Source organism: Pseudomonas sp., from assembly GCF_030683065.1.
Classification (GTDB): Bacteria; Pseudomonadota; Gammaproteobacteria; order Pseudomonadales; family Pseudomonadaceae; genus Aquipseudomonas.
Map to the genome: position 1 here is coordinate 89,776 of NZ_JAUXMX010000034.1, position 23,173 is coordinate 112,948.

General features: G+C 60.8%; 24 protein-coding genes. 10 read left to right on the forward strand and 14 right to left on the reverse strand.

The features are described 5' to 3' along the window. Positions 1 to 27: 27 nt before the first annotated feature. Positions 28 to 2,082: a TonB-dependent receptor gene (locus Q8K09_RS11720; protein WP_305255149.1), complete on the forward strand. Its 2,055-nt coding sequence runs from the start codon at positions 28 to 30 to the stop codon at positions 2,080 to 2,082. Positions 2,083 to 2,139: 57 nt separating this feature from the next. Here Q8K09_RS11720 and Q8K09_RS11725 read toward each other — a convergent pair whose 3' ends face one another. The 8 genes from Q8K09_RS11725 to Q8K09_RS11760 form a co-directional block, all read right to left on the reverse strand. Then, positions 2,140 to 3,597 carry an ATP-binding protein gene (locus Q8K09_RS11725; protein WP_305255150.1) on the reverse strand — a complete coding sequence of 486 codons (1,458 nt, stop codon included), beginning with the start codon at positions 3,595 to 3,597 and terminating at the stop codon, positions 2,140 to 2,142. Continuing rightward, positions 3,597 to 4,256: a response regulator transcription factor gene (locus tag Q8K09_RS11730; RefSeq protein ID WP_305255151.1), complete on the reverse strand. Its 660-nt coding sequence runs from the start codon at positions 4,254 to 4,256 to the stop codon at positions 3,597 to 3,599. The genes Q8K09_RS11725 and Q8K09_RS11730 overlap by 1 nt, the downstream gene beginning before the upstream one ends. A 78-nt stretch (positions 4,257 to 4,334) precedes the next feature. Further along, positions 4,335 to 4,985, reverse strand: a complete 651-nt coding sequence (locus Q8K09_RS11735) for a tetratricopeptide repeat protein (protein WP_305255152.1) — start codon at positions 4,983 to 4,985, stop codon at positions 4,335 to 4,337. 12 nt (positions 4,986 to 4,997) lie between these two features. Beyond that, entirely contained in the window at positions 4,998 to 5,789 is a 792-nt protein-coding gene (locus Q8K09_RS11740) for an SDR family oxidoreductase (protein WP_305255153.1), read from the reverse strand. A gap of 2 nt (positions 5,790 to 5,791) precedes the next feature. Next, entirely contained in the window at positions 5,792 to 6,451 is a 660-nt protein-coding gene (locus Q8K09_RS11745; RefSeq protein ID WP_305255154.1) for a TenA family transcriptional regulator, read from the reverse strand. Beyond that, positions 6,448 to 7,941, reverse strand: coding sequence for an AMP-binding protein (locus Q8K09_RS11750; protein ID WP_305255155.1), 1,494 nt, complete (start codon positions 7,939 to 7,941; stop codon positions 6,448 to 6,450). Before Q8K09_RS11750 ends, Q8K09_RS11745 begins: the two co-directional genes overlap by 4 nt. Continuing rightward, positions 7,925 to 8,614 carry a thermostable hemolysin gene (locus tag Q8K09_RS11755; protein ID WP_305255156.1) on the reverse strand — a complete coding sequence of 230 codons (690 nt, stop codon included), beginning with the start codon at positions 8,612 to 8,614 and terminating at the stop codon, positions 7,925 to 7,927. Before Q8K09_RS11755 ends, Q8K09_RS11750 begins: the two co-directional genes overlap by 17 nt. 59 nt (positions 8,615 to 8,673) lie before the next feature. Beyond that, positions 8,674 to 9,012: a hypothetical protein gene (locus tag Q8K09_RS11760; RefSeq protein ID WP_305255157.1), complete on the reverse strand. Its 339-nt coding sequence runs from the start codon at positions 9,010 to 9,012 to the stop codon at positions 8,674 to 8,676. Here Q8K09_RS11760 and Q8K09_RS11765 point away from each other — a divergent pair. Next, a complete protein-coding gene (locus Q8K09_RS11765; RefSeq protein WP_305255158.1) occupies positions 8,996 to 9,946 on the forward strand; it encodes a class I SAM-dependent methyltransferase in 951 nt (316 codons plus the stop codon). The genes Q8K09_RS11760 and Q8K09_RS11765 overlap by 17 nt on opposite strands. Before the next feature lie 93 nt (positions 9,947 to 10,039). Beyond that, positions 10,040 to 10,441, forward strand: a complete 402-nt coding sequence (locus Q8K09_RS11770; RefSeq protein WP_305255159.1) for a hypothetical protein — start codon at positions 10,040 to 10,042, stop codon at positions 10,439 to 10,441. A gap of 61 nt (positions 10,442 to 10,502) precedes the next feature. Here the strand turns inward: Q8K09_RS11770 and Q8K09_RS11775 are convergent, their stop codons facing one another. Beyond that, positions 10,503 to 12,026 carry a fumarate hydratase gene (locus tag Q8K09_RS11775; protein WP_305255160.1) on the reverse strand — a complete coding sequence of 508 codons (1,524 nt, stop codon included), beginning with the start codon at positions 12,024 to 12,026 and terminating at the stop codon, positions 10,503 to 10,505. A gap of 291 nt (positions 12,027 to 12,317) precedes the next feature. Here Q8K09_RS11775 and Q8K09_RS11780 point away from each other — a divergent pair, with 291 nt between their 5' ends. The 3 genes from Q8K09_RS11780 to Q8K09_RS11790 are packed head-to-tail and all read left to right on the forward strand — an operon-like array spanning position 12,318 to position 15,186. Continuing rightward, positions 12,318 to 13,445: a diguanylate cyclase gene (locus Q8K09_RS11780; RefSeq protein WP_305255161.1), complete on the forward strand. Its 1,128-nt coding sequence runs from the start codon at positions 12,318 to 12,320 to the stop codon at positions 13,443 to 13,445. Then, positions 13,438 to 14,379 carry an iron-sulfur-binding ferredoxin reductase gene (locus Q8K09_RS11785; RefSeq protein ID WP_305255162.1) on the forward strand — a complete coding sequence of 314 codons (942 nt, stop codon included), beginning with the start codon at positions 13,438 to 13,440 and terminating at the stop codon, positions 14,377 to 14,379. Before Q8K09_RS11780 ends, Q8K09_RS11785 begins: the two co-directional genes overlap by 8 nt. Positions 14,380 to 14,412: 33 nt before the next feature. Next, positions 14,413 to 15,186 carry an enoyl-CoA hydratase gene (locus tag Q8K09_RS11790; RefSeq protein ID WP_305255163.1) on the forward strand — a complete coding sequence of 258 codons (774 nt, stop codon included), beginning with the start codon at positions 14,413 to 14,415 and terminating at the stop codon, positions 15,184 to 15,186. 92 nt (positions 15,187 to 15,278) lie between these two features. On the opposite strand, the gene pyk is transcribed toward Q8K09_RS11790, so the two are convergent. Both pyk and Q8K09_RS11800 read right to left on the reverse strand, forming a co-directional pair. Next, positions 15,279 to 16,730: a pyruvate kinase gene (gene pyk, locus Q8K09_RS11795; protein WP_305255164.1), complete on the reverse strand. Its 1,452-nt coding sequence runs from the start codon at positions 16,728 to 16,730 to the stop codon at positions 15,279 to 15,281. A 228-nt stretch (positions 16,731 to 16,958) separates the two neighbouring features. Beyond that, on the reverse strand, positions 16,959 to 17,867 hold the full coding sequence (locus Q8K09_RS11800) for a universal stress protein (protein ID WP_305255165.1): 909 nt from the start codon (positions 17,865 to 17,867) through the stop codon (positions 16,959 to 16,961). 205 nt (positions 17,868 to 18,072) lie between these two features. On the opposite strand from Q8K09_RS11800, the gene Q8K09_RS11805 reads away from it, so the two are divergent. From Q8K09_RS11805 to Q8K09_RS11815, 3 genes are all read left to right on the forward strand, one after another. Next, a complete protein-coding gene (locus tag Q8K09_RS11805) occupies positions 18,073 to 18,447 on the forward strand; it encodes a tol-pal system YbgF family protein (RefSeq protein WP_305255166.1) in 375 nt (124 codons plus the stop codon). A gap of 72 nt (positions 18,448 to 18,519) precedes the next feature. After that, positions 18,520 to 18,942 carry a DUF4124 domain-containing protein gene (locus Q8K09_RS11810; protein WP_305255167.1) on the forward strand — a complete coding sequence of 141 codons (423 nt, stop codon included), beginning with the start codon at positions 18,520 to 18,522 and terminating at the stop codon, positions 18,940 to 18,942. 61 nt (positions 18,943 to 19,003) lie between these two features. Continuing rightward, entirely contained in the window at positions 19,004 to 19,360 is a 357-nt protein-coding gene (locus Q8K09_RS11815) for a PilZ domain-containing protein (protein WP_305255168.1), read from the forward strand. Positions 19,361 to 19,506: 146 nt separating this feature from the next. Here the strand turns inward: Q8K09_RS11815 and mqo are convergent, their stop codons facing one another. After that, positions 19,507 to 21,021, reverse strand: coding sequence for a malate dehydrogenase (quinone) (gene mqo, locus Q8K09_RS11820; RefSeq protein ID WP_305255169.1), 1,515 nt, complete (start codon positions 21,019 to 21,021; stop codon positions 19,507 to 19,509). A 463-nt stretch (positions 21,022 to 21,484) separates the two neighbouring features. Next, entirely contained in the window at positions 21,485 to 21,679 is a 195-nt protein-coding gene (locus Q8K09_RS11825) for a hypothetical protein (RefSeq protein ID WP_305255170.1), read from the reverse strand. 213 nt (positions 21,680 to 21,892) lie between these two features. On the opposite strand from Q8K09_RS11825, the gene Q8K09_RS11830 reads away from it, so the two are divergent. Next, the gene (locus Q8K09_RS11830; RefSeq protein WP_305255171.1) at positions 21,893 to 22,477 is read left to right on the forward strand and encodes a YajG family lipoprotein; all 585 of its coding nucleotides are present in this window, start codon (positions 21,893 to 21,895) and stop codon (positions 22,475 to 22,477) included. 181 nt (positions 22,478 to 22,658) lie between these two features. On the opposite strand, the gene Q8K09_RS11835 is transcribed toward Q8K09_RS11830, so the two are convergent. Beyond that, positions 22,659 to 22,865: a hypothetical protein gene (locus tag Q8K09_RS11835; RefSeq protein ID WP_305255172.1), complete on the reverse strand. Its 207-nt coding sequence runs from the start codon at positions 22,863 to 22,865 to the stop codon at positions 22,659 to 22,661. Positions 22,866 to 23,173 lie beyond the last annotated feature (308 nt).

The window sequence follows — 23,173 nt, forward strand, 5'->3', positions numbered from 1 at the left end:
TCCCCCTCTGAAAAATCAAGGAAATACATGAAGATCGAGCTTTTCCCTGTGGCGCTAATGGCGCTGTTGAGCAGCGGCAGTGTGCTCGCCGCTCAGGCTGGCGAGTCCACTATTACCCTGGGTTCACAGTATGTGAAGGCTAAATCCAGTGAGTTGAAAAAGACCGGCACCAGCGTGCTGACCTCCGTGGATGTACTCGGTGGCGACATGATCGAAGACAAAAGCGTGATGAACAGTTGGGAGTTACTGGGGCAGATGCCCGGCATCCAGCTGACTGAAACCCGCCAGGGGGCGGAATCTGGCAAGGCGACTTTCCGTGCGTTCAACGGCGAGGGTTACATCAATGGCATCAAGACCCTGATTGATGGCGTGCCGAGCAACGTCAACAGCGGCAACCAGCGCTTTATCGACATGGTCTTCCCGCTGGATATCGAGCATATCGAGGTGGTGCGCGGCACCAACGACCCGCGGTATGGCCTGCATAACATCGGCGGCAATATCAATTTCGTCACCCGTCAGGGCGGCAACTACAGCGATGGTCGGCTGACCTACGGCAGCTTCAACACCCGTGAGTTGCAAGTGGCCGTGGGGCGCGAGTCGGGTAACTTTGCGCAGAACTATTTCTTCGCCAAGCAAGACAGCGATGGCCATCGCGACCACAGTCAGTCGGACAAATACGCCATCGGCGGCAAGTGGTTCTTCACCGATGACGCCGAGCTGCTGAAAGTCGGCCTGGTGACGCGTATCTATCACCACGAAGCGCAAGAGTCCGGCTTTCAGACCAAGGCCGAACTGGATGCCGATCGCAGCGGTTCCGCCGCCAAAAATGCCAACGATGGCGATGATCGCGACATGCAGCAAGTGGCTGTGCACCTGGATTGGCAACTGCGCGATGACCTGGGGTTGAGCAGCAAGCTCTACCACAATCGCTACGACGATGACCGCCAAGTGACCTTCACCAATTATCCGCTCGGCAACGCGCCGCGTCAGCGCCGGCAGTGGAAGGAAGACCAGACCGGCGTGCTCAACACGCTCACCTGGTCAGCCCGCGAGTGGTTGACCCTTGAGGGCGGGGTTAACGTTGAGCAGCAAAATAATGAATACCGCCGCTACCGCTACAACTTCAGCGTGCCGACCGATTTCTCGGCTACCCCTGCGCGCATTCAGAACGACGACCATTACGAGCTGGATAACCTCGGCGCCTTCGTCCAGGCGGTGATCGAGCCCACCGACTCGCTGAAAATCATTCCGGCTTACCGGGTGGACAAGTTCTCCGGCGAAACCCAATTGCCGGGCAATATCGACGCTGATTTGCAGGATTACGGATGGATTGAGCAACCCAAGCTCAGTGTGGTGTACAGCCTGACGCCATCGGTAAACATCTATGCCAACTGGGGGCAAACCTTTCAGGTGCTGACCGGGTCGCGCGCACCGGCTTACATGACTGCCGGGCAGGCGACCTTCAAGCCGTCGATCAACACCGGCAAGGAAGTGGGCGTTCGCTTTGATCCGTTTGTCGGCGCCGAGGCGCGTGTCGCGGTTTGGCAACAGGACGCCACCGACGAAGTGGCCAACATGCCGAGTACCGGCACCACCGTCGGCCTGGGCGAAACCCGCCGCCGCGGGGTTGATCTGCAGCTCAACGCCACCCTCAATGACGAGTGGACGGTCTGGGCATCGCATTCGATTCAGGAGGCCAAAGTAGTCAGCGCTTTTACCGGCGCGGGTCAGTCCCTGGCGGGTAACGAGGTGTTTTCCACGCCGCGCTTTATCTCCAACCTGGGCGCGCAATACCAGCCTCATCAGGATTGGCAGTTCGGCCTGCAGGCGCGAGCCCAAGGTGACTACTACATCGATGAGTTGAACGAGCAAGGCAAATACGGTGGCTTTGCGCTGCTTGATGCCAACGTGAGGTACAACCTTTCGCCAACTACCAGCCTTGATCTGCAAATGAAGAACGTTCTGGATGAAGAGTATGAATACGTCTGGTACGACAACTTCTTCTGGGGCGGTGATGACCAGCCGATGTTCTCTGCCGCGCCTGGGCGTTCGGCCTACTTGTCGGTCAACCTGAAGCTCTAACGCTGCTTGTATATGTTGTTTGCGGATGTCGGCCCTTGGCCGATTTCCGCTCACCGATCATTTCAGCTGCTCGCGGGCATTCTTTGGCAAGCGTACGCAGACTTCCAGCCCGCCCAGCGGCGACTCATCGAGGCTGATACTGCCGCGGTGCAGTTCGACCACGCGCAGGACTATCGACAGGCCCAGGCCAGCGCCCTGGCCGTCACCCTGGCGGTAGAACCGTTCGAAGAGTTGCTCCCGCAGCGCAGGTTCAACGCCGGGGCCGCTGTCCTGGATACGCAGAGTCAGGGCATCGTTTTGCGCGTGCAGTTGCACCTGTATGCGTCCGCCGATTGGGGTGTATTGCACGGCGTTGCCGATCAGGTTCTGCAGCAGAGTCCCCAAGCTCGGGCCGTCGGCGAGCAGGTGGTAGTCGCTGCTCTCGTCAGCGTCGAGGTTGAGATCTTGCTGGCGATCGAGGGCCAGGGGGGTCAGTTCGGCCAGTTCGTTGCGCACGAAGCCGAGCAGGTCGAGGTCGACCATCGCCAGTTGCACTACGCTGGGTTCGAGGCGGGCCAGGGTCAGCAGCTGGGTGATTACGCGGGTCGCACGCTCGACGCCGCTACCGAGTTGGTGCAACGCTTCGTTGCGGTCGACCGGGTCAGGAGCTTGCAGGGCGTTTTGCGCGTGGATGCGCAGCACTGCCAGCGGTGTACGCAGCTCATGGGCGGCGTCGGCGATAAAGCGTTTCTCCTGGTTGAGCAGTTGGTTGACCTGCAGCAGCAGGCGGTTGAGTGCGGCGCCCATCGGTTCCAGTTCGCTGGGCAGTGGCGACAGCAGCAACGGCGCCAGGTTGTTCGGCGCGCGGGCCTTGATCAACTCTGCCATGCGCCGCAGCGGGCGCAGCCCCCAGCCCACCGCGAGCCAAACCAGCAAGGCGAGCAGGGGCAGACCAACCAAGTCGGGTAGCAGGCTGCGCAAGGCGACTTTACCCACCAGTTCACCACGCACATCGTCTCGCTCGCCAACCACAATCCAGTGACTATCTGGCCGGTCGTGCAGAATGAACAGGCGCCAGTGATAGTTGCCCATGGTCACCGTGTGGTAGCCGGCAAGCTGCTCGGCGATGTGGGTCAGCAGAGGCAGGCGATCCGTTTGCGTTAGGTCTTCGACCATTTTTTCCAGTACGCCGGTCGGTGCGCTGGCTGACTGCAGCAGCACCTGGCCTTGTTCATCGAGCACCTGGAAGGCCAGTTTGCCTTCGTAGGGGTGGCCGCTAGCTGTGCCATAATCGCTGTCATCATGTTGCGCCAGAACTGCCTGGTTCAGTGCGCTTTGCAGGCTTTGGCGCGCGCTGGGCGGCATATCGCGACTGAGCATGCCTTGCAGCAGGCGGGCGGTCTGCGCGAGTTGGGCATCGAATAGCTCTTCGATCTCATGCTGGGCATCGCGGTAGCTTTTATAGGAAATAAGGGTCATCGACAGGCTGAGCAAGCCGAGAACCAGTAGCAGGGTGCGGGCGCGAATCGACAGCATCAGACTTTGTCCACCAAGTAGCCGACGCCGCGCACGGTGCGGATCAGATCGGCGAAGAACTTCTTGCGCAGGTGGTGCACGTGCACTTCCAGGGCGTTGCTTTCCAGTTCCTCGTCCCAGCCGTAGAGCGCCTGTTGCAGTTTGTCGCGGGTCAGAACGCGGCCGGGTTGAGCAAGCAGTTCGTGCAGCAGGAGAAACTCCTTGCGCGGCAGGTTGACCACCTGGCCCTGAAAATTTACGGCTTGGCTGATCGGGTCGATGCTGATGCCGCGGTACTCCAGGGCTGGCTGCGCACGGTTGAAGCTACGCCGCAGCAGGGCGCGTAAGCGCGCCTTGAGCTCATCGACGTCGAACGGCTTGATCAGGTAATCGTCGGCGCCAGCATCCAGTCCGGCAATGCGGTCGCTGGTGGAGTCGCGCGCGGTGAGCACCAATACCGGCACCGGGTTGGCGGCGGCGCGCAGGTGTTTGAGCACCTGCAGGCCGTCCATGCGCGGCAGGCCGAGGTCAAGGATCGCCAGCTCGAAGCTTTCATGGGTCAGGGCATGCAGGGCGCTGCTGCCGTCCTGCACCCAGTCGACGGTGTAGCCCTCGGGCTTGAGGGCGGTGCGGATGCCTTCACCGAGGGCGGTATCGTCTTCGACCAGCAAAATGCGCATTGGGGTTCCTTGGTTAGGCTGCACCATGCGCACATGGGCGGCGGGTGATCTGTGATCATTCAACTCCGCTTAGCAGACTTATTCCAGCTTCTTGCTGACTTCACCGAGCAGTTGCCGTGTTTCGGCGCGGCGACCCGCATCGGCACTGGCGCGATCAGGGCGGTCGGGCGCCTGCAGGGCTTTTTCCAGGGTCACTTTGGCCTCGGCGTAGCGCTGGTTGCGCTGGAGAAAGTCGCCATAAAAGTAGTTCGGGTCGATGCCGTCCGGGTTCAGCGCAAGAGCCTGCTTGAGCATGGCTTCGGCTTTCTCCTCGTCGCCGAAGCCGACCGGCCAGCCCGGCACTTGATAGTAGAGGCTGCCGAGGCTGGTGTAGGCAGAACCGTCCAGTGCTTGGGGATCCGCGCTCAAGGCTTGCTCGAGGCTGGCCTTGGCCTGCTTGACCAGACCCAGTGCGCCCAATCCGCCCTTGGCGCCAGCCTGGGTGCTGAGGATGATGCCGCGCCAGATCAGCAATTCAGCGGCTTCTGGTTCGGCCTTGACCGCCTGTTGCGCCTGCTCGGCGAGCGTGGCGAAGGCCGCCTCGCGCTGTTTCTCCGGCAGTTGGTAATTGATCTCGGCCCAGCGGCTTTGCAGCTGTTGCAGTTGCTGCCGGCCTTGCTCGCTGAGAGCGAAAGCGGGCAGGCTGCCCAGGCAGAGCAGGGTGCAGGCGAGGGTGCGGGCAAACTTCATGGTGAAACTCCTTCAGGGCTTGGAGCGGGCGAAGCGTTGAATGATCGGCAATTGCTTGCGCAAAGCCTGGTCGACCAGGCGGGGCAGCAGACTGTTAAGGCGCACGAAGAGTTTTTCCGGCCAGCCCAGGTAGCTTTCCTCGTGTTCGCGGCGGATTGCCTCGATCAGTTGCGCGGCAACGCGCTGCGGATCGTCCATGGCGACGTTGAGTTCGTCGTTCATCGCCACCACGTTGGCGGCGTTCATCGTGGTGCGGGTGGCGCGCGGGGCGAAGTAGAGAACCTTGATCCGGGTGTCGGCCAGCTCGCGGCGTAGCGCTTCGGAAAAGCCGCGCAGGGCGAATTTGCTGGCGCAGTAGGCGGTGAAACCGGGGTAGCCGATGGAGCCGAAGGTCGAGCCCAGATTGATCACTAGCGCCCGGCCTTGCTGGCGCAAGAGCGGCAGCAGACGGTGAGTCAGTTGCAGGGTGGCGGTGACATTGAGGCCGATCAGCTCGGCGATGGCCTGCTCGTCGTGTTGTTCGAGCAGGCTGAAGCAATTGATCCCGGCGGCGTTGATCAGGGTGTTGATCCCGCCGAAACGCTGGGCGGCGGCGAGCGCGGTTTCTCGGCCTTCGCGTTCGCTGATATCGGCTTTTACCACCACGACCTGGCTTGGGTAGCGTTGCGCCAGGCTTTGCATGGGATCTACGTTACGCCCCACCAAGATGAGGTGCGCGCCACTGGCCAGCAGTTCAGTGACCAGCGCCTGGCCGATCCCGCCGCTGGCGCCGGTGATCAGGGCTCGGCAATCTTTCAGGTGCATGTTCACGCCTCGCTGGACAGCGGCAGGCTGCGGAATACATCGCCATACAGGCGGTAAACCACCTTGGCGGTGTGCACCACGGCGGCCTTGTCATCGTCGTTGTCCAGGCGGTTCATCAGGGTCTTCAGCAGTTCGATGTGCTCGAGGTCGAGGCTGCCGTGGGAGGTCAGGTAGCTGAAGGCCTTGTTCGGCAGCTGCAGCTTGTCCTGGATTACGCCAGCGACCTGGGTGGCCAGGGCGATGCTGGTGCCTTCCAATACAGTGACCATGCCGAAGAAGCTCACCGGGTTATGCCGGGCGATGCGGTCGTAGACGTAGCTGACCAGCAGCTCGGTGGCCAACCTGGGTGTGCCGCGTCGCACCGCTTCGGCATCGCCGTCACAGGCGCGGATGTCGTTGAGGATCCATTCCTGGTGGCCGTATTCCTCCTCGATGTATTCGGCAATTGCCTCGCGCAGCCATTCCAGGCGCTCGGGCAAGCGCGCGCCGCAGGCCATCAGCAAGGGCACGGTGTGTTTGACGTGGTGATAGGCTTCGGTGAGGAAAGCCAGGTAGCTGGGCAGGCTGACCTGGCCGCGCATGGCTTGCTGGATGATCGGCGCGGTGAGCAGGTAATCGCGCTCGGTGCTGGTCTGTTCGAGCAGGCTGTCGTAGAAACTCATGGGGCATCTCCGGGGCAGGGTTCAGAGGTTGTGAAAATATCGAGCGCCATCAACTCGTCGATGGCACTTCGGTAGTGCTGATAAAGGGCGGTGCGGCGCAGGCGGCCGTTGGCGGTGGCCTGCTGGTTGGCGCTGCTGAAGGGTTGCCCGGCGCGCAGCCAGTGGTGCACGCGGGCGTAATCGGGAAGTTGCCGATTGACCTGCTCGACCGCAGCGGCGAGGTCTTCGTCGCTGCTCTCGGCGAAGCGCGGCACCAGCACCGCGACATTCGTCGGCAGCGCTTCGCCATGCAGCCAGGCTTGGGCGATAGGCAGTTGCTGGACCAGTTCGGCCTCGACCCATTCCGGGTTGACGTTGCGCCCGAAGGCAGTGATGAACTGGTGTTTCTTGCGCCCGTGCAGGATCAGAAAACCTTCATCGAAGTGGCCGAGATCGCCGGTACCTAGCCAGTCGCCCTGGGGTGCTGGCTCGCCCAGGTAGCCGAGCAAGCGCGGGCCTTTGACCAGGACTTCCTGGTCCGGCCCGAGACGGATCTCGAGGTGCTCGAGTGGCTTGCCGACGCTGCCGATACGGCGCTGCTGCGGGGTATTCAGGCAGACCACCGAGGCGCATTCGGACAGGCCATAGCCTTCGAACACCGGCAGGCCGAGGGCGTCGGCGCGCTCGAGCAGCTGCGGCGCCACCCGGCCGCCGCCCACCGCGATAAAGCGCAACGAGCCGGGCAGCGGCAGACCGCGTTCGCCGGCGTTGACCAGGGCCAGCAGCAACTGCGGCAGGAGGATCAGGCTGTGCGGCTGCACGCGCTGCAGCGCGCCGAGAAAAGTCGGCAGGTCGAACTGACTGGCGCCGAGCAGGCCGACCTCGGTCATTGGCAGCAGCTCGACGCAGGCGCCGGCCAGCAGCGGCGCATAGACCCCGGCAATGTTCTCCAGCAAGGTGGCCAGCGGCAGCACGCACAGGTGGCGTTCGACCTGGCAGCTGGCGCTGGCGCTGACCAGGCTCTGGGCGACTTGTAGCTGGGTGTGGGCGTCCAGGCAAACGCCTTTCGGCTGGCCGGTGGTGCCTGAGGTGTAGGTGATCTTGCAGGTGCCGGCAGGCAGTTCGTCAGCCTGAGGCCGCGCACGTAGCAGCAGGCCGGCGCCTGTGGCAACGAAGCCCAGGTCGCGAAACGCCGGACTGTCCTGGCCAAGCAGGCAGTCGACGCTGGCGCTGTCGAGCACATGGCGTTGCTGATCCGGCGAGAAGAAGCCGGGCAGCGGTACACAGACCAGGCCCGCCTTGAGCACGGCCAGATCCCACAACAGCCAGTCGATGCCGTTGTCCAGGTCCAGGGCGATGCGTTGGACGCCGAGCTGCGTCAGGTAGGCGCTACGCCGTGACACTTCGTCGAGCAACTGACGGTAACTAAATTGCAGCTGGCCTTCACGCAGGGCGATACGCTCGGCGTGCAGGGCCAGTTTGGCGAACAGGCTATCAGCGGCAGGCCACATGGGGCATGTCCTCCAGTGCATACAAGGCTTGGTGGCCCAGGCGCGGATAGGCGCCGAGGTGCAGTAGGCGTTGATGGCCGGCGTAGATATCGCCGGCCATCACCTGTGGTTGACTGTCGTAGTAGCTGCCCCAGTCGGCCAGTTCGTCGCCCATGCAGTCGGGATTGGCTGGACCCAGCGGCAAAGGCGTCAGGCCCAGGCGCTGGAAGCTGTTGAGCAGCGTCGGCGTGCCGGTGAAGGTCACCCAGCGAAAGCCCAGTGCTACCAGTAGGTCGGTCAGCGCGACTATCAGTAGGCGTGCGGCGCCAGGGCCATTGGCGGCCAGGTTGCCAACCTCGACAATTTGCTGACGGCTCGGTGGGTTATGCCTGTGCTGCGCGGCGATCACCGCCTCGATCGGTTGCTTCAGGTAGCGTTCAAGAAATAGCGGGCCACTGGCGCCACTGCGTAGGCCGACCGCGCCTAGCAATTGACCGGCGAGATCCTCCAGGCCGAACAGGCAGGGCATGAAGTGGCGAACCCGGGCGCTATGCTGCTGCGCGAAGCGCTCATGGATAAAGGCTTCGAGTTGCGCCCGGCGCGGGCTGGAAGCTTGCGCCAAGTACAGGCTCATTGGTTGATCGCGGCCGATTCGAGCCAGCGCGTTGTCATGTTGCACCCAGGGCAGCTCCATCACCGGAACCTCATTTGTTGGCTTGGGGGTGAGTGTCGGCTGTGAGTCTTAACGCAGACTTAAGTGATCTGGATTTGTGCGGGCAGATTGAGCCGGGCCGAGCCAGAACGGCTGGCGGGCGGCAGAGGCCTGTTGAGCGGTGAGCTGCCTTTATCGGAGGTGCTTGCCTGAGGGCCATGCTTTGGCTCGGCGGCGGAGCATGGGCGCTGGTTCTGCAGGTGTGTCTGCCTGACCACGCAGAAACGTCCCGGCGTCTGATCCAGTTCGGTGATTTTTCTGCAGATTGTGCTGCGGGCAACCGGGCAATCACCGAGTTTTTCCGAAGACATGTCTTTATTGCGTTTAAAATGTCCCGCAATGACCCGGTAATAAAGTCCCCCCATGAATTCAGATGCCATCGCTACCCTGCAGCAGCAGTTGTTCGCCGCGTTAAGCCCACCTCCCGATGAAGCACGGCGCCTGTTTCACGGCCGCGGGCGCTGCTGGCCGGGGCTCGAGCAAATCACCGTAGACTGGTTGCAGGGTGTGGTGCTGGTATCGCTGTTTCGCGAGCCTGAGCCAGACGAACTGACTGCGCTTAAGCACATGCTCATGGCGCTAACCCAGTCGCCCGTCTGGCTGGACAGCCAGGCACATAGCCTGTTGCTGCAGCACCGCTACTTGCCGGACAGCATGACCCAGTGGCTGCTGGGCGAGGTTCGCGATGAATGGTTGATCGGCGAGCATGGCTTGCGTTTCAAGCTGGATCTGGGGAAGAAGCAGAACACCGGCTTGTTCCTCGACATGCGCTATGGCCGTCGCTGGGTGCAGGCCCAGGCCGAAGGTAAACGGGTGCTGAATCTGTTCGCCTACACCTGCGGCTTTTCGGTGGCGGCCATCGCGGGTGGCGCCGAGCATGTGCTGAACCTGGACATGGCCAAGGCGGCTCTGAGCCGCGGGCGAGACAATCACCGGCTGAACGGGCATGACCTGAGCCGGGTTAGCTTTCTCGGTCATGACCTGTTCAAGTCCTGGGGGGCGATCAGAAAACACGCGCCCTATGACCTGGTCATCATCGACCCGCCGTCTTTCCAGAAGGGCAGTTTTGTCCTGACCCAGGATTATCGAAAAGTCCTGCGCCGCCTGCCCGAGCTGCTCAGTGAGCACGGCATAGTCCTGGCCTGCATGAATGACCCGGACATCGGTCCCGACTTCTTGGTGCAAAGCATGGCCCTTGAAGCGCCCTGCCTAAGCGTTGTCCAGCGCCTGGAAAACCCGCCGGAGTTCGCCGACAGTCAGCCCGACAGCGGCTTGAAAGCCATGGTCTTCGCCCGCCACCCCGAGACGGCGTGAAAAACCTATAGCCTACTGCGACTCTCTCGCCTCGATATTTTCACAGACACCGATGCCTGCTGTAGGCTGCAATCCTGACTTAAGGAGACCCACATGCCCCCGATCGATCCCCAGCAGCGCCTGGCTATTCTCAGCAACCCCGACGCCCAGGACTGCACCGTCTACCGGCCGGATGACGATGATCCCGAGGTCGAAGAACTCGACCTCGGTGATGCCAAAGTGCTGTTCACCGGTGCGTTCAAGGCACCTGACGACTGGGACGAACTTGAGCGCGCCGAGTTCTTCGGCGATGCCGATCCCGATACGTTCGTCACCGCCTTTATCGAATGCGAGGCCAAGCCTGGCTCGGCTGGTTTCTTCGTGGCCGACGTCGGCGACTATGCCGCGACCATGCCGGGTCTGGGCGAGGTGGTGATGTTCTATGTGCATGACTACAGCGAGGATCAGCAGGGCAGGCACTACACCCTTATTCGCGACGATGAGCCGTTGGACTGAGGCCGGCGCTTAAACGACAAACCCGGCGCATGGCCGGGTTTGTCGTTTATCACAGTCGCGGTTACTTGATTTCAATCGCCAGGCTGTCGTGGATCTTCTTCTGCCAGATCGCAGGGCCGGTGATGTGCACCGACTCGCCCTTGGTGTCGACTGCCACGGTGACCGGCATGTCTTTTACGTCGAACTCGTAGATGGCTTCCATGCCCAGTTCGGCAAAGGCCACCACGCGCGATTTTTTGATCGCTTGCGAGACCAGATAAGCGGCGCCGCCGACGGCCATCAGGTACACGGCCTTGTTGTCCTTGATTGCCTCAATGGCAATCGGGCCACGTTCGGACTTGCCGATCATGCCCAGCAGGCCGGTGCTTTCTAGAATCTGCCGGGTGAACTTGTCCATCCGCGTAGCAGTGGTCGGGCCAGCCGGGCCAACCACTTCGTCGCCGACCGGATCGACCGGGCCAACGTAATAGATGAAGCGACCCTTGAGGTCGACCGGCAATTGCTCACCTTTATTAAGCATTTCGACCATACGCTTGTGCGCAGCATCGCGGCCGGTGAGCATTTTGCCGTTGAGCAATACGGTTTCGCCCGGCTTCCAGCTCTGCACATCTTCCGGGGTGATGGTATTAAGGTCGACGCGGCGCGCGCTCGGACCGGCTTCCCAGACGATTTCCGGGTAGGCGGACAGGTCCGGCGCTTCCAGCTCGGCCGGGCCAGTGCCGTCGAGCACGAAGTGCGCGTGACGGGTGGCGGCGCAGTTGGGGATCATGCACACCGGCAAGGATGCGGCGTGGGTCGGGTAATCCATGATCTTGACGTCGAGCACGGTGGTCAGGCCGCCGAGGCCCTGGGCACCGATGCCCAGTTGGTTGACCTTGTCGAACAGTTCCAGGCGCAGTTCTTCAATGCGATTGGACGGGCCGCGGGCTTTCAGCTCATGGATGTCGATGGATTCCATCAGCACTTCCTTGGCCATTAGCGCGGCTTTCTCGGCGGTGCCGCCGATGCCGATGCCGAGCATGCCTGGCGGGCACCAGCCGGCGCCCATTTGCGGCACGGTCTTGAGCACCCAGTCGACGATCGAGTCGGACGGGTTGAGCATGGCCATTTTCGATTTGTTCTCGGAGCCGCCGCCTTTGGCTGCGACGTCTACTTCAACCTTGTCGCCAGGGACGATGGAGTAGTGGATCACGGCCGGGGTGTTGTCTTTGGTGTTCTTCCGTGCACCCGCTGGGTCAGCGAGGATCGAGGCGCGCAGGACGTTTTCCGGCAGGTTGTAAGCGCGGCGCACGCCTTCATTGATCATGTCGTCGACGCTCATGGTGGCGCCGGTCCAGCGTACGTCCATGCCGACGCGGATAAACACGGTGACGATGCCGGTGTCCTGGCAGATCGGCCGATGGCCGGTGGCACACATGCGCGAGTTGATCAGGATTTGCGCCATGGAGTCGCGCGCGGCCGGGGACTCTTCCTTCAGGTAGGCTTCATGCATGGCCTGGATGAAGTCCACGGGATGGTAGTAGGAAATAAATTGCAGGGCGTCGGCGACGCTCTGGATCAGGTCGTCTTGCTTGATCACGGTCATGCTTGGCGCTCCTTATATAAAGACAGATTACATAGACAGATTACAAAGACAGATTACAAAGACAGGTTATAAATTCAGGAGTAGGGCAGGAACTTCGCGAGCGGCGAACCATGAGTCGACACGCGGGCGCAGTAAAAAAGGCGCGACAGTATACCGCGAGGGCCGCTGGGCGCACACCCGAGCGGCGGTCGACCTTGGTCGCTGATCGGCCGCTGAACGTACTGGGCATTTGCTTATCACGGGCGTAGAGTGGCGGCTGAATGCCAGTATGGGATGGAGCCCATAGCCCCTATGAGCCTAAATCACCAGCGGGTCTCTCAGCATACTCTGCAGCGCCTGCTCTTGAAGCGCTTCGGCATGGCGGCGTCGACCTACGCCCTGACGGGACTGCTGTGTTGGGTCGCGGTATTCAACGACCTGTTACGAGCCTCCATACCGACTGTGTTGCTGGTTACCGGGTTGGCGGCGCTCACTCAGGCGGTCTTCCTCGGCCTGTTTTTGTCCGGGCAGAATCTGCGTTTTCGTGACCCCAGCCTGACCGAAGCGCAGGTACTGGTTGCTCTGGCCTGGCTGACGTTTGTGCTGGGCATGTTCGCCAATGGCCGCGGTCCCCTGTTAGTGGTCTACGTGCTGATCCTGTTGTTTGGTGTATTCCAGTTGCCGCCCAGGGTGTTTACGCGCTGTGCGGTCATGGCTTTTTTCGGCTTTGCCGGGCTGAATCTTTATGAGGCGTATCTGTACCGTCTGGCCGATCCCGCTATGGCTATCGTGCAGGTCAGCGTGCTGGGCGGTGTGATGCTCTGGCTGAGCCTGTTTGCCAGCTATATGCACGCCATGCGTCAGCGCATGCGCCAGCGCCGTTTCGCCTTGCAAGCGCATCAGGACACCCTGCGCGGGATGATGCGACAACTAGAAGACCTGGTGTCCACCGATGAGTTGACTGGCCTGTTCAATCGCCGCTACTTCTTGCGCTTTGCCAACACGGAGTTGCAACGTCTGCAGCCGGGTAGTCAGCACGGCCTGGCGCTGATCGATCTGGACTACTTCAAACGGATCAATGATGCCCATGGCCACGCCGCAGGTGATCGCGTTCTGCAAACCTTCGCCAGTGTTGCGCAAACCTGTCTGCGCGATGGCGATATCATCGCCCGTTATGGCGGCGAAGAGTTCGTGCTGTTGCTGCCCAATACCCAGATCGATCAGTTCTCTGCCTGTTGCGAGCGTCTTCGTGAGGCCTTTAATCAGGCTGAACCCTTGGGCATTAAGGTGGATACTCTGAGTTTGTCCATCGGGATGACCTTGTTGACCGTAGACGATGATTTGGATGAGGCGCTGCAGCGCGCCGATCAGGCGCTCTACCGGGCCAAACGTAGCGGGCGTAACCGTTGCGAAGCAGCCTGGGAGGATGCCGATGCCTGAATTGACAGTGGGTCAGCAGCGCCTGACAGTTGCGCCTGCCAGCAACCTGCTTGATGCCCTGCTGCAGGGTGGGGTCGCGGTACCTTATAGCTGCCGTTCGGGCAGTTGCCATGCGTGTATGGTGCGGTGCCTGCGCGGTGAGCCGCTGGATGCCAGGCCGGATGCGCTCGACCCGCAGCGTCGCGAGCAGGGCTGGCGGCTAGCCTGTCAGTGTCGGATTGTCGATGACTTGCAGGTCGAAGTGTTTGATCCGTTACGTGATGGACGACCCGCGCTAATCGATGCCTGCGACTGGCTCACTCCGGATGTGTTGCGCCTGCGCCTGATGCTCCAGCAACCGCTGCGTTACCGCGCCGGTCAGCATCTGGTGCTTTGGACCGATACGGGCATTGCCCGGCCTTATTCGTTGGCCAGTCTGCCTGGCGAAGACCCCTGGCTGGAGTTCCACCTGGAGTGTCGCCAGCCTGGCGCATTCAGCGATGCCGCGCGGACGTTCAAGCCGGGTGATGCTTTGCGCATTGGTGAGCTGCGTGGCGGTGCTCTGCACTATGACCCTGACTGGCAGATGCGCCCGCTCTGGTTGCTGGCGGCCGGGACTGGGCTGGCACCGCTCTACGGGGTCCTGCGCGAGGCACTGCGGCTGGATCACCAGGGCGGCATACGGGTCATTCACCTGGGGCATGATCGAGCGGATCATTACTTGGCCGAACCCTTGGCGCAGCTGGCCGCACAGCATTCGCAGCTGCAGGTCGAACTGCTCAGTGCGGCCGAGTTGCCAGCTGCTTTGGCCGAACTGCGCCTTGTTTCGCGGCAAACCATCGCTTTACTCTGCGGCCACCCTGAGAGTGTCGAACGCTTTACCCGGCGCCTGTATCTGGCAGGTATGCCGCGTAATCAGATGTTTGCCGACCTGTTTTTACCGTACGCCCGCTAACCACCTCTGCGGGGTGCCCCCGGAGTATGAGTGATGAGCGAAAACCTGTTGGTCGAGCGCGAAGAGGGGCTGTTGACCCTGCGTTTTAATCGTTTGCAAAAGAAAAATGCCCTGACCCGGGCGATGTACAGCGGGCTGGCCGAGGTGCTTGATCAGGCCGATCAGGATGCCAGTGTTCGCGCTGTGCTGATCACCGGCGGTGAGACGTGCTTCACCAGCGGCAACGATGTGGCCGACTTCATCCAGGCGCCGCCGTCCGGGCTGGGCAGTGAAGTGTTCCGGTTCATGCAGGCCCTGTTTGAGTTCAGTAAACCAGTAGTTGCAGCGGTTAGCGGGCCGGCGGTGGGCATCGGCACCACCCTGTTGTTGCATTGCGATCTGGTTTACGTCAGCCGCGATGCGAGCCTGAAGATGCCTTTCGTCAACCTGGGGTTATGCCCCGAATACGGCTCTAGCCTGCTTCTGCCGCGCCTGCTCGGCCATGTGCGGGCGGCCGAGTTGCTGCTGTTGGGGCAAGGCTTCACGGGTGAGCAGGCGGCGGCCTGGGGAATTGCCAATGAGGCGCTGCAGGACGGTCCGGCGACCTTGGCCAGGGCTCGCGAGATGGCTCAGCGTTTCCAGCAACTGGCGCCCTCGGCGGTAGCCGACAGCAAGCGCCTGATGCGTGCGCCGGGTCGTGAAGAGTTGCGCCGGGTGATCGAGGAGGAGGGCGCGCTGTTCGGTGAGCGCTTGCGCTCGCCAGAGGCCATCGAGGCGCTGACGGCCTTTATGCAGCGGCGCCCGGCGGACTTCTCCAGGTTCCGGTAAGCGGCTGTTTCGGTGCGCATGGCGCACCCTACGGCGTTGCGCAAACGAAAAGGCCGCTCATCGAGCGGCCTTTGTACGTTACGGCGCAGGCGTTACACGAGCTTTTCACCGACATGCAGAATTTTCATGCCATTGGTGCCGCCGATGGTGTGGTAGCTGTCGCCCTTGGTCAGAATTACCCAGTCTCCCGGCTCGACCACGCCACGCTTGAGCAGCTCATCCACCGCCGCTTGGCTGACCTTTTCCGGGGGCAGGGCCGCCGGGTCGAACGGCACGGTGTAGACGCCGCGGAACATGGCAGCGCGGGCCTGGGTGGCGCGGTGCGGGGAGAAGGCGTAGATCGGTACCGAGGAGCGAATCCGCGACATGATCAGCGGGGTGTAGCCGCTTTCGGTCAGGGCGATGATCGCTTTAACCCCGGGGAAGTGGTTGGCCGTGTACATGGCCGCCAGGGCGATGCTTTCGTCACAACGCTCGAAGGTCGTGCCCATGCGATGGCTGGAGGCTTTACTGGTTGGGTGCTTTTCCGCACCGATGCAAATCCGCGCCATGGCTTGCACCGCTTCCAGCGGGTAGGCGCCGGCGGCACTTTCCGCCGAGAGCATCACCGCGTCTGTGTAGTCGAGTACCGCGTTGGCTACGTCGGAGACTTCCGCGCGGGTTGGCATTGGGTTCTGGATCATCGACTCCATCATCTGGGTCGCCGTGATCACTGCCTTGTTGTGGCGGCGCGCATGCAGAATGATCTTCTTCTGGATGCCGCACAGCTCGGCATCGCCGATCTCCACGCCGAGGTCGCCACGGGCGACCATGACTGCATCACTGGCGCGGATCAGGCCGTCGAGAGTTTCGTCGTTGGCCACAGCTTCGGCGCGTTCGATCTTGGCCACTAGCCAGGCGGTGCCGCCCGACTCGTCGCGCAGCTTGCGCGCGTATTCCATATCCGAAGCGTCACGCGGGAAAGACACGGCCAGGTAATCCAGGTCCATTTCGGCGGCGAGGATGATGTCGGCTTTGTCTTTTTCGGTCAGTGCTGGTGCGGTCAAGCCGCCCCCGCGACGGTTGATGCCTTTGTGGTCGGACAGTGGGCCGCCGATCAGTACCGAACAGTGCAGGGCGTCGGCACTCGCCGTGTCTACACGCATCACCACCCGGCCGTCGTCGAGCAAGAGTTCGTCGCCGACCCCGCAGTCTTTGACCAGATCTGGATAGTCGATACCGACGATTTCCTGGGTGCCTTCGGTCAGCGGATGGCTGGTGGAAAAGGTGAACGTGTCGCCGACCTTGAGTTCGATGCGCTTGCAGGCGAACTTGGCAATCCGGATTTTCGGCCCTTGCAGGTCACCGAGCAGGGCAACATGCCGACCGTGCTTGGCGGCCAGTTCACGTACTAGCTTGGCACGTGCCTTGTGCTCGTCTGGCGAGCCATGGGAGAAGTTCAACCGGGCCACATCCAGGCCCGCGATGATCAACTGTTCGAGGACTTCGGGCGAATTGCTCGAAGGGCCAAGGGTGGCGACGATTTTGGTGCGGCGAAAGGTCATGCACAGACTCCTGAGTTGCGATTGAGCGCGAGGCTACTACGCCATAACCCTGTAGTCATTGTTGCTCTGCACTACCTTTCTACTCAGTGATTGTGAAAATATCGTGCCCGTCTCCAGGCGTTCGCGGCAAGCGGTTCTTGGTCAAAAGCAGGAGGGCATAGCGGGTTGAGTGACCCTGATTTTTGTTTAGAGCAACCACCGTTGTGCTCACAGCGGGCGTGCGTTGTTTCACCGCTGCTCAGGTTTGAGCACCAGTAAATCGCAGTCCACGCTCTCCAGAATACGTTCAGCGGTATGCCCAATCAGGGCTGTAGCCAGGTGGCCACGGGCGATGGCGCCCATCAGCAGCAGATCAACATGTTGCTCGCGAACAAAGCGTGGCAGTACTTCTTCGGCAAAACCCTCGATCAAGTGGGTGTCGGGCGTGGCGATGGGGTACTGGCCGATCAACTGATCGAAGGCTTCACGGTGCTGGGTGGCGCAGCGGGCGACATAGTTATCGTAATTGGCGACCAGTTCGGCATCGAACATCAGGGTGCGCGGCAAGGGCGAATAACTGTGCAGGTAGTGTGCCTGCATGCCCAGTTGACGGCTCAACTCGCTGGCTGCACGAATCAGCTGATGATCAAGCGCTGCCGGTTTGTCGGCACTGTGTACCGGATCAAGCGCCGCACACAGGCTATGGCCCTGCCACTCGGCATGGTGCACCAGCCATAGCGGTGCAGGGCAATGGCGGATCAGCTGCCAGCAGCTATTGGTCAGTAGCAGTCGACGCAGCAGGCTGTCATGCGCAGTGGACTTGAGCACCAGATCTGGCGCCTGCTCGGCCACTTTCTCCAAGACCAGCGTGTGCAGCGGCCTACCCCAGCGCACGTCCAGGTGCACCTCCAGGCCCTCGGCCCGGAGTGGCGTCGCCAGTTCTTCCAGCCACGCGGTGCCACGGTCGAGCAGGGCCGCACGTCCGCGACTTTGCAAGGCGGTATCGAACAGATGGGCGGCTTCCAGGGTGGCGTTATATTCGACCAGCAGCAGGTGCAATTGCGCGCGGGTCTTGCGTGCCAGCCATACGGCCCGCTCGAGTGCTGGTTGGCGTGTTTGCTGGGGATCGATGACAACCAGTAGCTGTTGCAGATTCATGGTCTGGGCCTCGTTTTGGGGTAGTTGTCCATTGCACCGCATGGCGGCGCAGCCGGCGTTGACCTGCATCAGCTTAGCGGACGCTGTGGGTGGCAATTGGCCGGCGGGCGAAAAGTTGACTGCTGGGCAGTTGGCTCGTGACTCGCTAACGCCCTGCAGTTTTTCGTGTACCAGTCGATACACTGTGTACTTGGAGGAGAGACCGATGCGAACCCTGTTGATTGTGATCCTGGCCCTTAGTGCTGCCGGTTGTACCCGCTGGTCGCTCGACCACCATTTGAATAATGCCTACCGTGATTATGAACGGGGCAATTGTCAGCAGGTCATGCTGGAGTTATCCCTGGCTGAGCGTAAAAGCCGTTCGCGCGCCTACTTGCAGCCGGAAATTTCCCTGTTGCGTGGTCAGTGCCTGGAGCGGCAAGCATTGTTCGTCGATGCGGCGCAGACCTATGCGTTCATCATCAGCCGTTACCCGTCCAGCGAATACGCGTTTCGCGCCCAAGCCCGCCTTGAGACCTTGCAGCAGTTGGGGCATCACCATCCAGCAGGGGCGGTCAAGGCCGCATCCACGGCACTCTGACCACTGGTCGCAGGGTTTCGCCACGTGGTGTTCCGGGAGTAAGCTGAAGCATCAATCAGGGAGGACACGTTTATGCGTTTGTTGCTCTGTCTCTTGTTAGTGCCTGGACTGGCAGTGGCAGAGATCTATCGCTGGGTCGATGCCAATGGTCAGGTGCATTTCTCCCAGCAGCCCGCTGCGCCAGGCGCTGAGCGAGTCGAGGTCAGGCCCCAGGTGATTGAGCGTGACCAGGCGACCCGCGAACGTGAGGAGCGTGGCGCTCGCTTCTACGAGGCACGTCGCGCCGAGCAGGTGCAGGCTTCGCTGGCCTCTGCCGAGCGCCAAGCGCGGCGCACGCAGGAATGCGGCGAGTTGCGCAACAGGTTGGCGCAGATTGCAGAAGGGCGGCGCTATTTCCACGCCGAGGCGAATGGCGAGCGCACCTATTACAGCGATGAACAGCTTGATGCCGCTCGTCGTCAGCTCCGTGACCAAGTGTCCGAGCGCTGCACCTGAGGCTGGTTTAAGCGCAGTAGTGCGGCCATACTTTAAATGTCATTTATAGCGATTTGCCATTATGCCTATTCAGCGCCGAATAGAACGTCAGCAGTTACCGTGCTACTTGAAGGTGTTCAACCGTATTACCGATAAGCCAATTGGCTATATCGGTAATTTGTCGTTGGACGGCCTGATGTTGATCAGCCAATTACCCTTGCTGGTTGGTGCGCGCTTTGACATGCGCGTTAAGGTTCCAGGGCAAAAAGCCCCGCGCTTCATTGATTTCTCGGCCACCTGTCAGTGGTGCCGTGAAGATGTAACCCCAGGCAGCTTCGACTCAGGCTTTGCCTTGGTGGCGCCGTCAGCCGAGTTCGTTGAGATGGTTGACTCGCTGCGTCAATACTTCAGCTTCTACCCCTTGGGTGCCTCCGCCTAGGCGGCTTGAACGGGTCGCGGCGAACCCTGCGCGGTGCTGTGGGTGACCAGCCGCAACGGAGCCGTGCGTGGATTGAGTGAAACCGCACCCATAAAAAAACCGCCTCGCAAGGCGGTTTTTCACAAGCGCTTAGTACTGCAGCCGATTCAAGCCATGGCCGGCTCGTTGAGTTGCAGCAGCTCATCGGAACGCGCCTGTACCTCGCTGTAGCGCGCGGCATCGCTGGCGAGAACCTCGGCCATGGCCGGGAAAATCTCGTTCAGCTTGCTGCGCCACTGCTCGGATTTAACCTGCTCGGGGAAGCAGCGCTTAATCAGATCGAGCATGATCGACACAGTCACCGAAGCGCCTGGCGATGCACCGAGCAAAGCGGCGATAGAGCCATCCTGAGCAGCAACCAGTTCGGTACCGAACTGCAGGATACCGCCGTGCTTGGCGTCCTTCTTGATGATCTGCACGCGTTGTCCTGCAATTTCCAGGCGCCAGTCTTCAACTTTGGCTTGGGGATAGAAACCGCGCAGGGTCTTCAGGCGCTTTTCATCGGACTGCATCACTTCCTTGATCAGGTAGCGCGTCAGTTCAAAGTTGTCACGTGCTACAGCCAGCATCGGGCCGATGTTGTTGGGGCGGATCGACAGGGGTAGATCAAGCAAAGAACCATGGCGCAGGAATTTAGTCGAGAAGCCTGCATACGGTCCGAACAGCAAGGATTTTTTGCCGTCGACTACACGAGTGTCCAGGTGTGGCACCGACATCGGCGGCGAACCCACTTCAGCCTGGCTGTAGACCTTGGCTTCGTGCTGTTTGACCACCTCCGGGTTGTCGCAGCGCAACCACTGGCCGCTAACCGGGAAACCACCAAAGCCTTTGCCTTCTGGAATGCCGGACATCTGCAGCAATGGCAAGGCGGCACCGCCGGCACCCAGGAAGACGAACTTGGCCTGGATCGTGCGCTGACCACCGTTTTGCAGATCCTTGATGCTGACGCGCCAGCCTTGCCCGTTGCGCTCGAGGCCGTTGACCTTCTGCTTGCATTTGACCTGTGCGTTGGGCTGTGTGCTCAGCTTGTGGAGCAGGTGCTTGGTCAGTGTGCCGAAGTTGACGTCAGTACCCGCCATGACCCGGGTCGCGGCAATCGGCTCTTGAGGATCGCGACCAGGCAACATCAGTGGCATCCACTTGGCCATGGTGGCGCGGTCTTCGGTGTATTGCATGTCGCTGAACGCGTGGTGCTTGGTGAGTGCCTGAAAGCGAGTCTTGAGGAAGTCGATGCCTTCCTGTCCACGCACGAAGCTCAAGTGTGGCACCGGGGTGATGAAGGACTTTGGCGAGCCAAAGCTACCGTTCTCGATCCCTTTCTCGACTAGATAAGCCCAAAACTGCTTCGATTCTTCGAATTGGGTGTTGATGGTTACCGACTTTTTGATGTCGATAGAGCCATCTGCCGCTGGCGGTGTGTAGTTCAGTTCGCACAGTCCGGCATGACCGGTCCCTGCATTATTCCAAGGGTTGGAGCTTTCGATCGCACCGGACTCCATCAGCTCGATGACCTCCAGTTTGAGCGAAGGATCAAGCTCTTTCAGCAGCACGCCCAAGGTCGCGCTCATGATGCCGGCGCCAACCAGCACCACATCTACCGTTTCGTAATCGTTCTGCGCCATTACCACTTCTCCTAAAAATGCAGCACCCAGTTGACGGCCAAAGGCCTAAGCGTGAAACAACGCCTATCAGCAGTCGCTGAGATGTCCTGGGGTGAGGCCGGAAGGGATAGCGGAGCATTTGCCAGCCGCAAGATCGTTCATTTTCGCCACACTCTTGTGAAGTTGTTGGAACCGTTTTTTTCACGCTCTTTTGGAGCCGTGAACCTCAAAAGCTCGTTCGCCCTGGCCTGCCTTTTTGCCCGCGCAAAGGTGCCGTTGCATCGCTGCAACGCATTTTGCGTTATGGGTAAACGGCGAGCCTGAGGGGCTGCACGAAGTGGGCGACTCTCTGGGGCGTGACCGATGGCTAGTGCATCAGCAGTACGGCGAGGCCCGATCAGGAGGCGTCCTTATAATCGGGGCGAGATTATAAGACGAATGCAGATAAATTGATCGCCTCAAGTGACTTTTCTTCCGCCGCCGTTCAGGCTGCCAATGCTTTGGCGGCGGTCGAATATTCCACGGCTGAGGCTATGCGGGCACTTGCGGGGAGTGGTTTATGCAGCCAGTCGAGCTGTTGCTGATTGACCTCGATCCATTCCAGGCCTTGCGGCGCCTGGGCTGAGTGGCGAAAGGCGCGGCACAGGCCGTGCTCATCGACGAGGGCAAATATGCGCATGTGACGGCGCGAGGCTAGCCAGGAACGAAGGGAGGGCATGGTACTGAACTCAGGCGATTGACGACTAAAGTCTTATGCCCGATCAGCATGACAAAGCAGTGACAAGGGGCTGTTTGTTGCTTGTTGGGCTGAAAAAGCGATGCTGTTAGCTCATGCTGCGGCTGGTTATACTGCAGGGCGATTTTGCGCCCCCACACCCATGGAGAGATGAGCATGCTGCATCGCCTGTTGTTTGGTCTGATTGCTGTTGTCAGTCTGACCCTGGTCGGCTGTGCCCACAGCCCGCAACAACTCAGCCCGCAACCCAAGATTAATGCCCCACTGGCAGCCGTTGGCCAGGGTCAACCGGTGGTTGTGAAGGTTGCCGATGGTCGTCCGTCGCCGGTACTCGGCACGCGCGGCGGCTTGTACCCTGAAACCAGCGCGATCGTGGTGACGGGTCAGGATATTCTGCCAAAACTGCAGGCTCAGGCTGAAGCGGCGGTGCGTCTGCTTGGTTTCACGCCGACTCCCAACGCCTACAATGCACCGCAACTGACCCTGACCCTGGCCGAGTTGAAGTACCAGTCGCCGAAAGAAGGCCTGTACGTCACCGAGTCGGATATCACTGCGACCTTCCGCGTCGACATGCAGAACAGTTCGCGTCGTTACAGCGGCCGCTACGGCGCTTCATTGAACCAGCGCTTCGGTATGGCGCCGAACCAGGAAACCAACACCAAGTTGGTGAGTGATGTGTTGAGCGACGCGCTGACCCGTGCGTTCAAGGATCCGACCATTGGCCAAATGCTTAGCCAGTAGTCGATAAACGCTCGACCGCAGCGCTGTTAAGCCAATACCCGTTTTGCTGGGTCCTGGTTGCCCGCGGCGCTTTGCACGGTAGTGAGCCGATTCGCTTGCGAGTCAGAAAAAATGCCGCTTTCCCGTAAGGGTGAGCGGCATTTTTCTTGAGTGCAGGGCTCGGGCTTGGCTTTTTAGGGTTTCAAGCCGCTTCGGCATAAAACTCCGGCAGACTGAAGCCGGTGTGCTGGTCGATGTCTGGCAGGTCATAGTGCTCATGACCGCCAAGGCTGCAATAGACCAACCAGTGGTGGTCCTGAACGTTGAAGGACAGCTCGTTGATGACTTCCTCTACCTCGTCGATCGAATCGATCAGGTAATCTCGATCAAGTGGTTGTGGGGTGAGCATGGCAGTTCTCCTGGGGCAGAGTGAATACGCTCCCGTACTGCTATGGCGGTAACGTAGCTGAATAGAACTCAAAGTCTAGGCCAGGAATGTGAAGGTTCTCAGACGATTTTGGGACGGTTCTTTCGTTCGTCGGAAACGAAACGTCTAAAAGACCGACTCCAGTAAACTTCCCCCAGTGCTGCGCATCGCTTTGTGGGGCGCGGGGCTATGAAGTGCCTGTGCGTTCTGTGTCTATCCCCGGGAAGTCGAGTTCCCAGGCTTGCGCATAATCAGCGCAACTGCTTTGCGCCAGTACTTACCTTTTCACG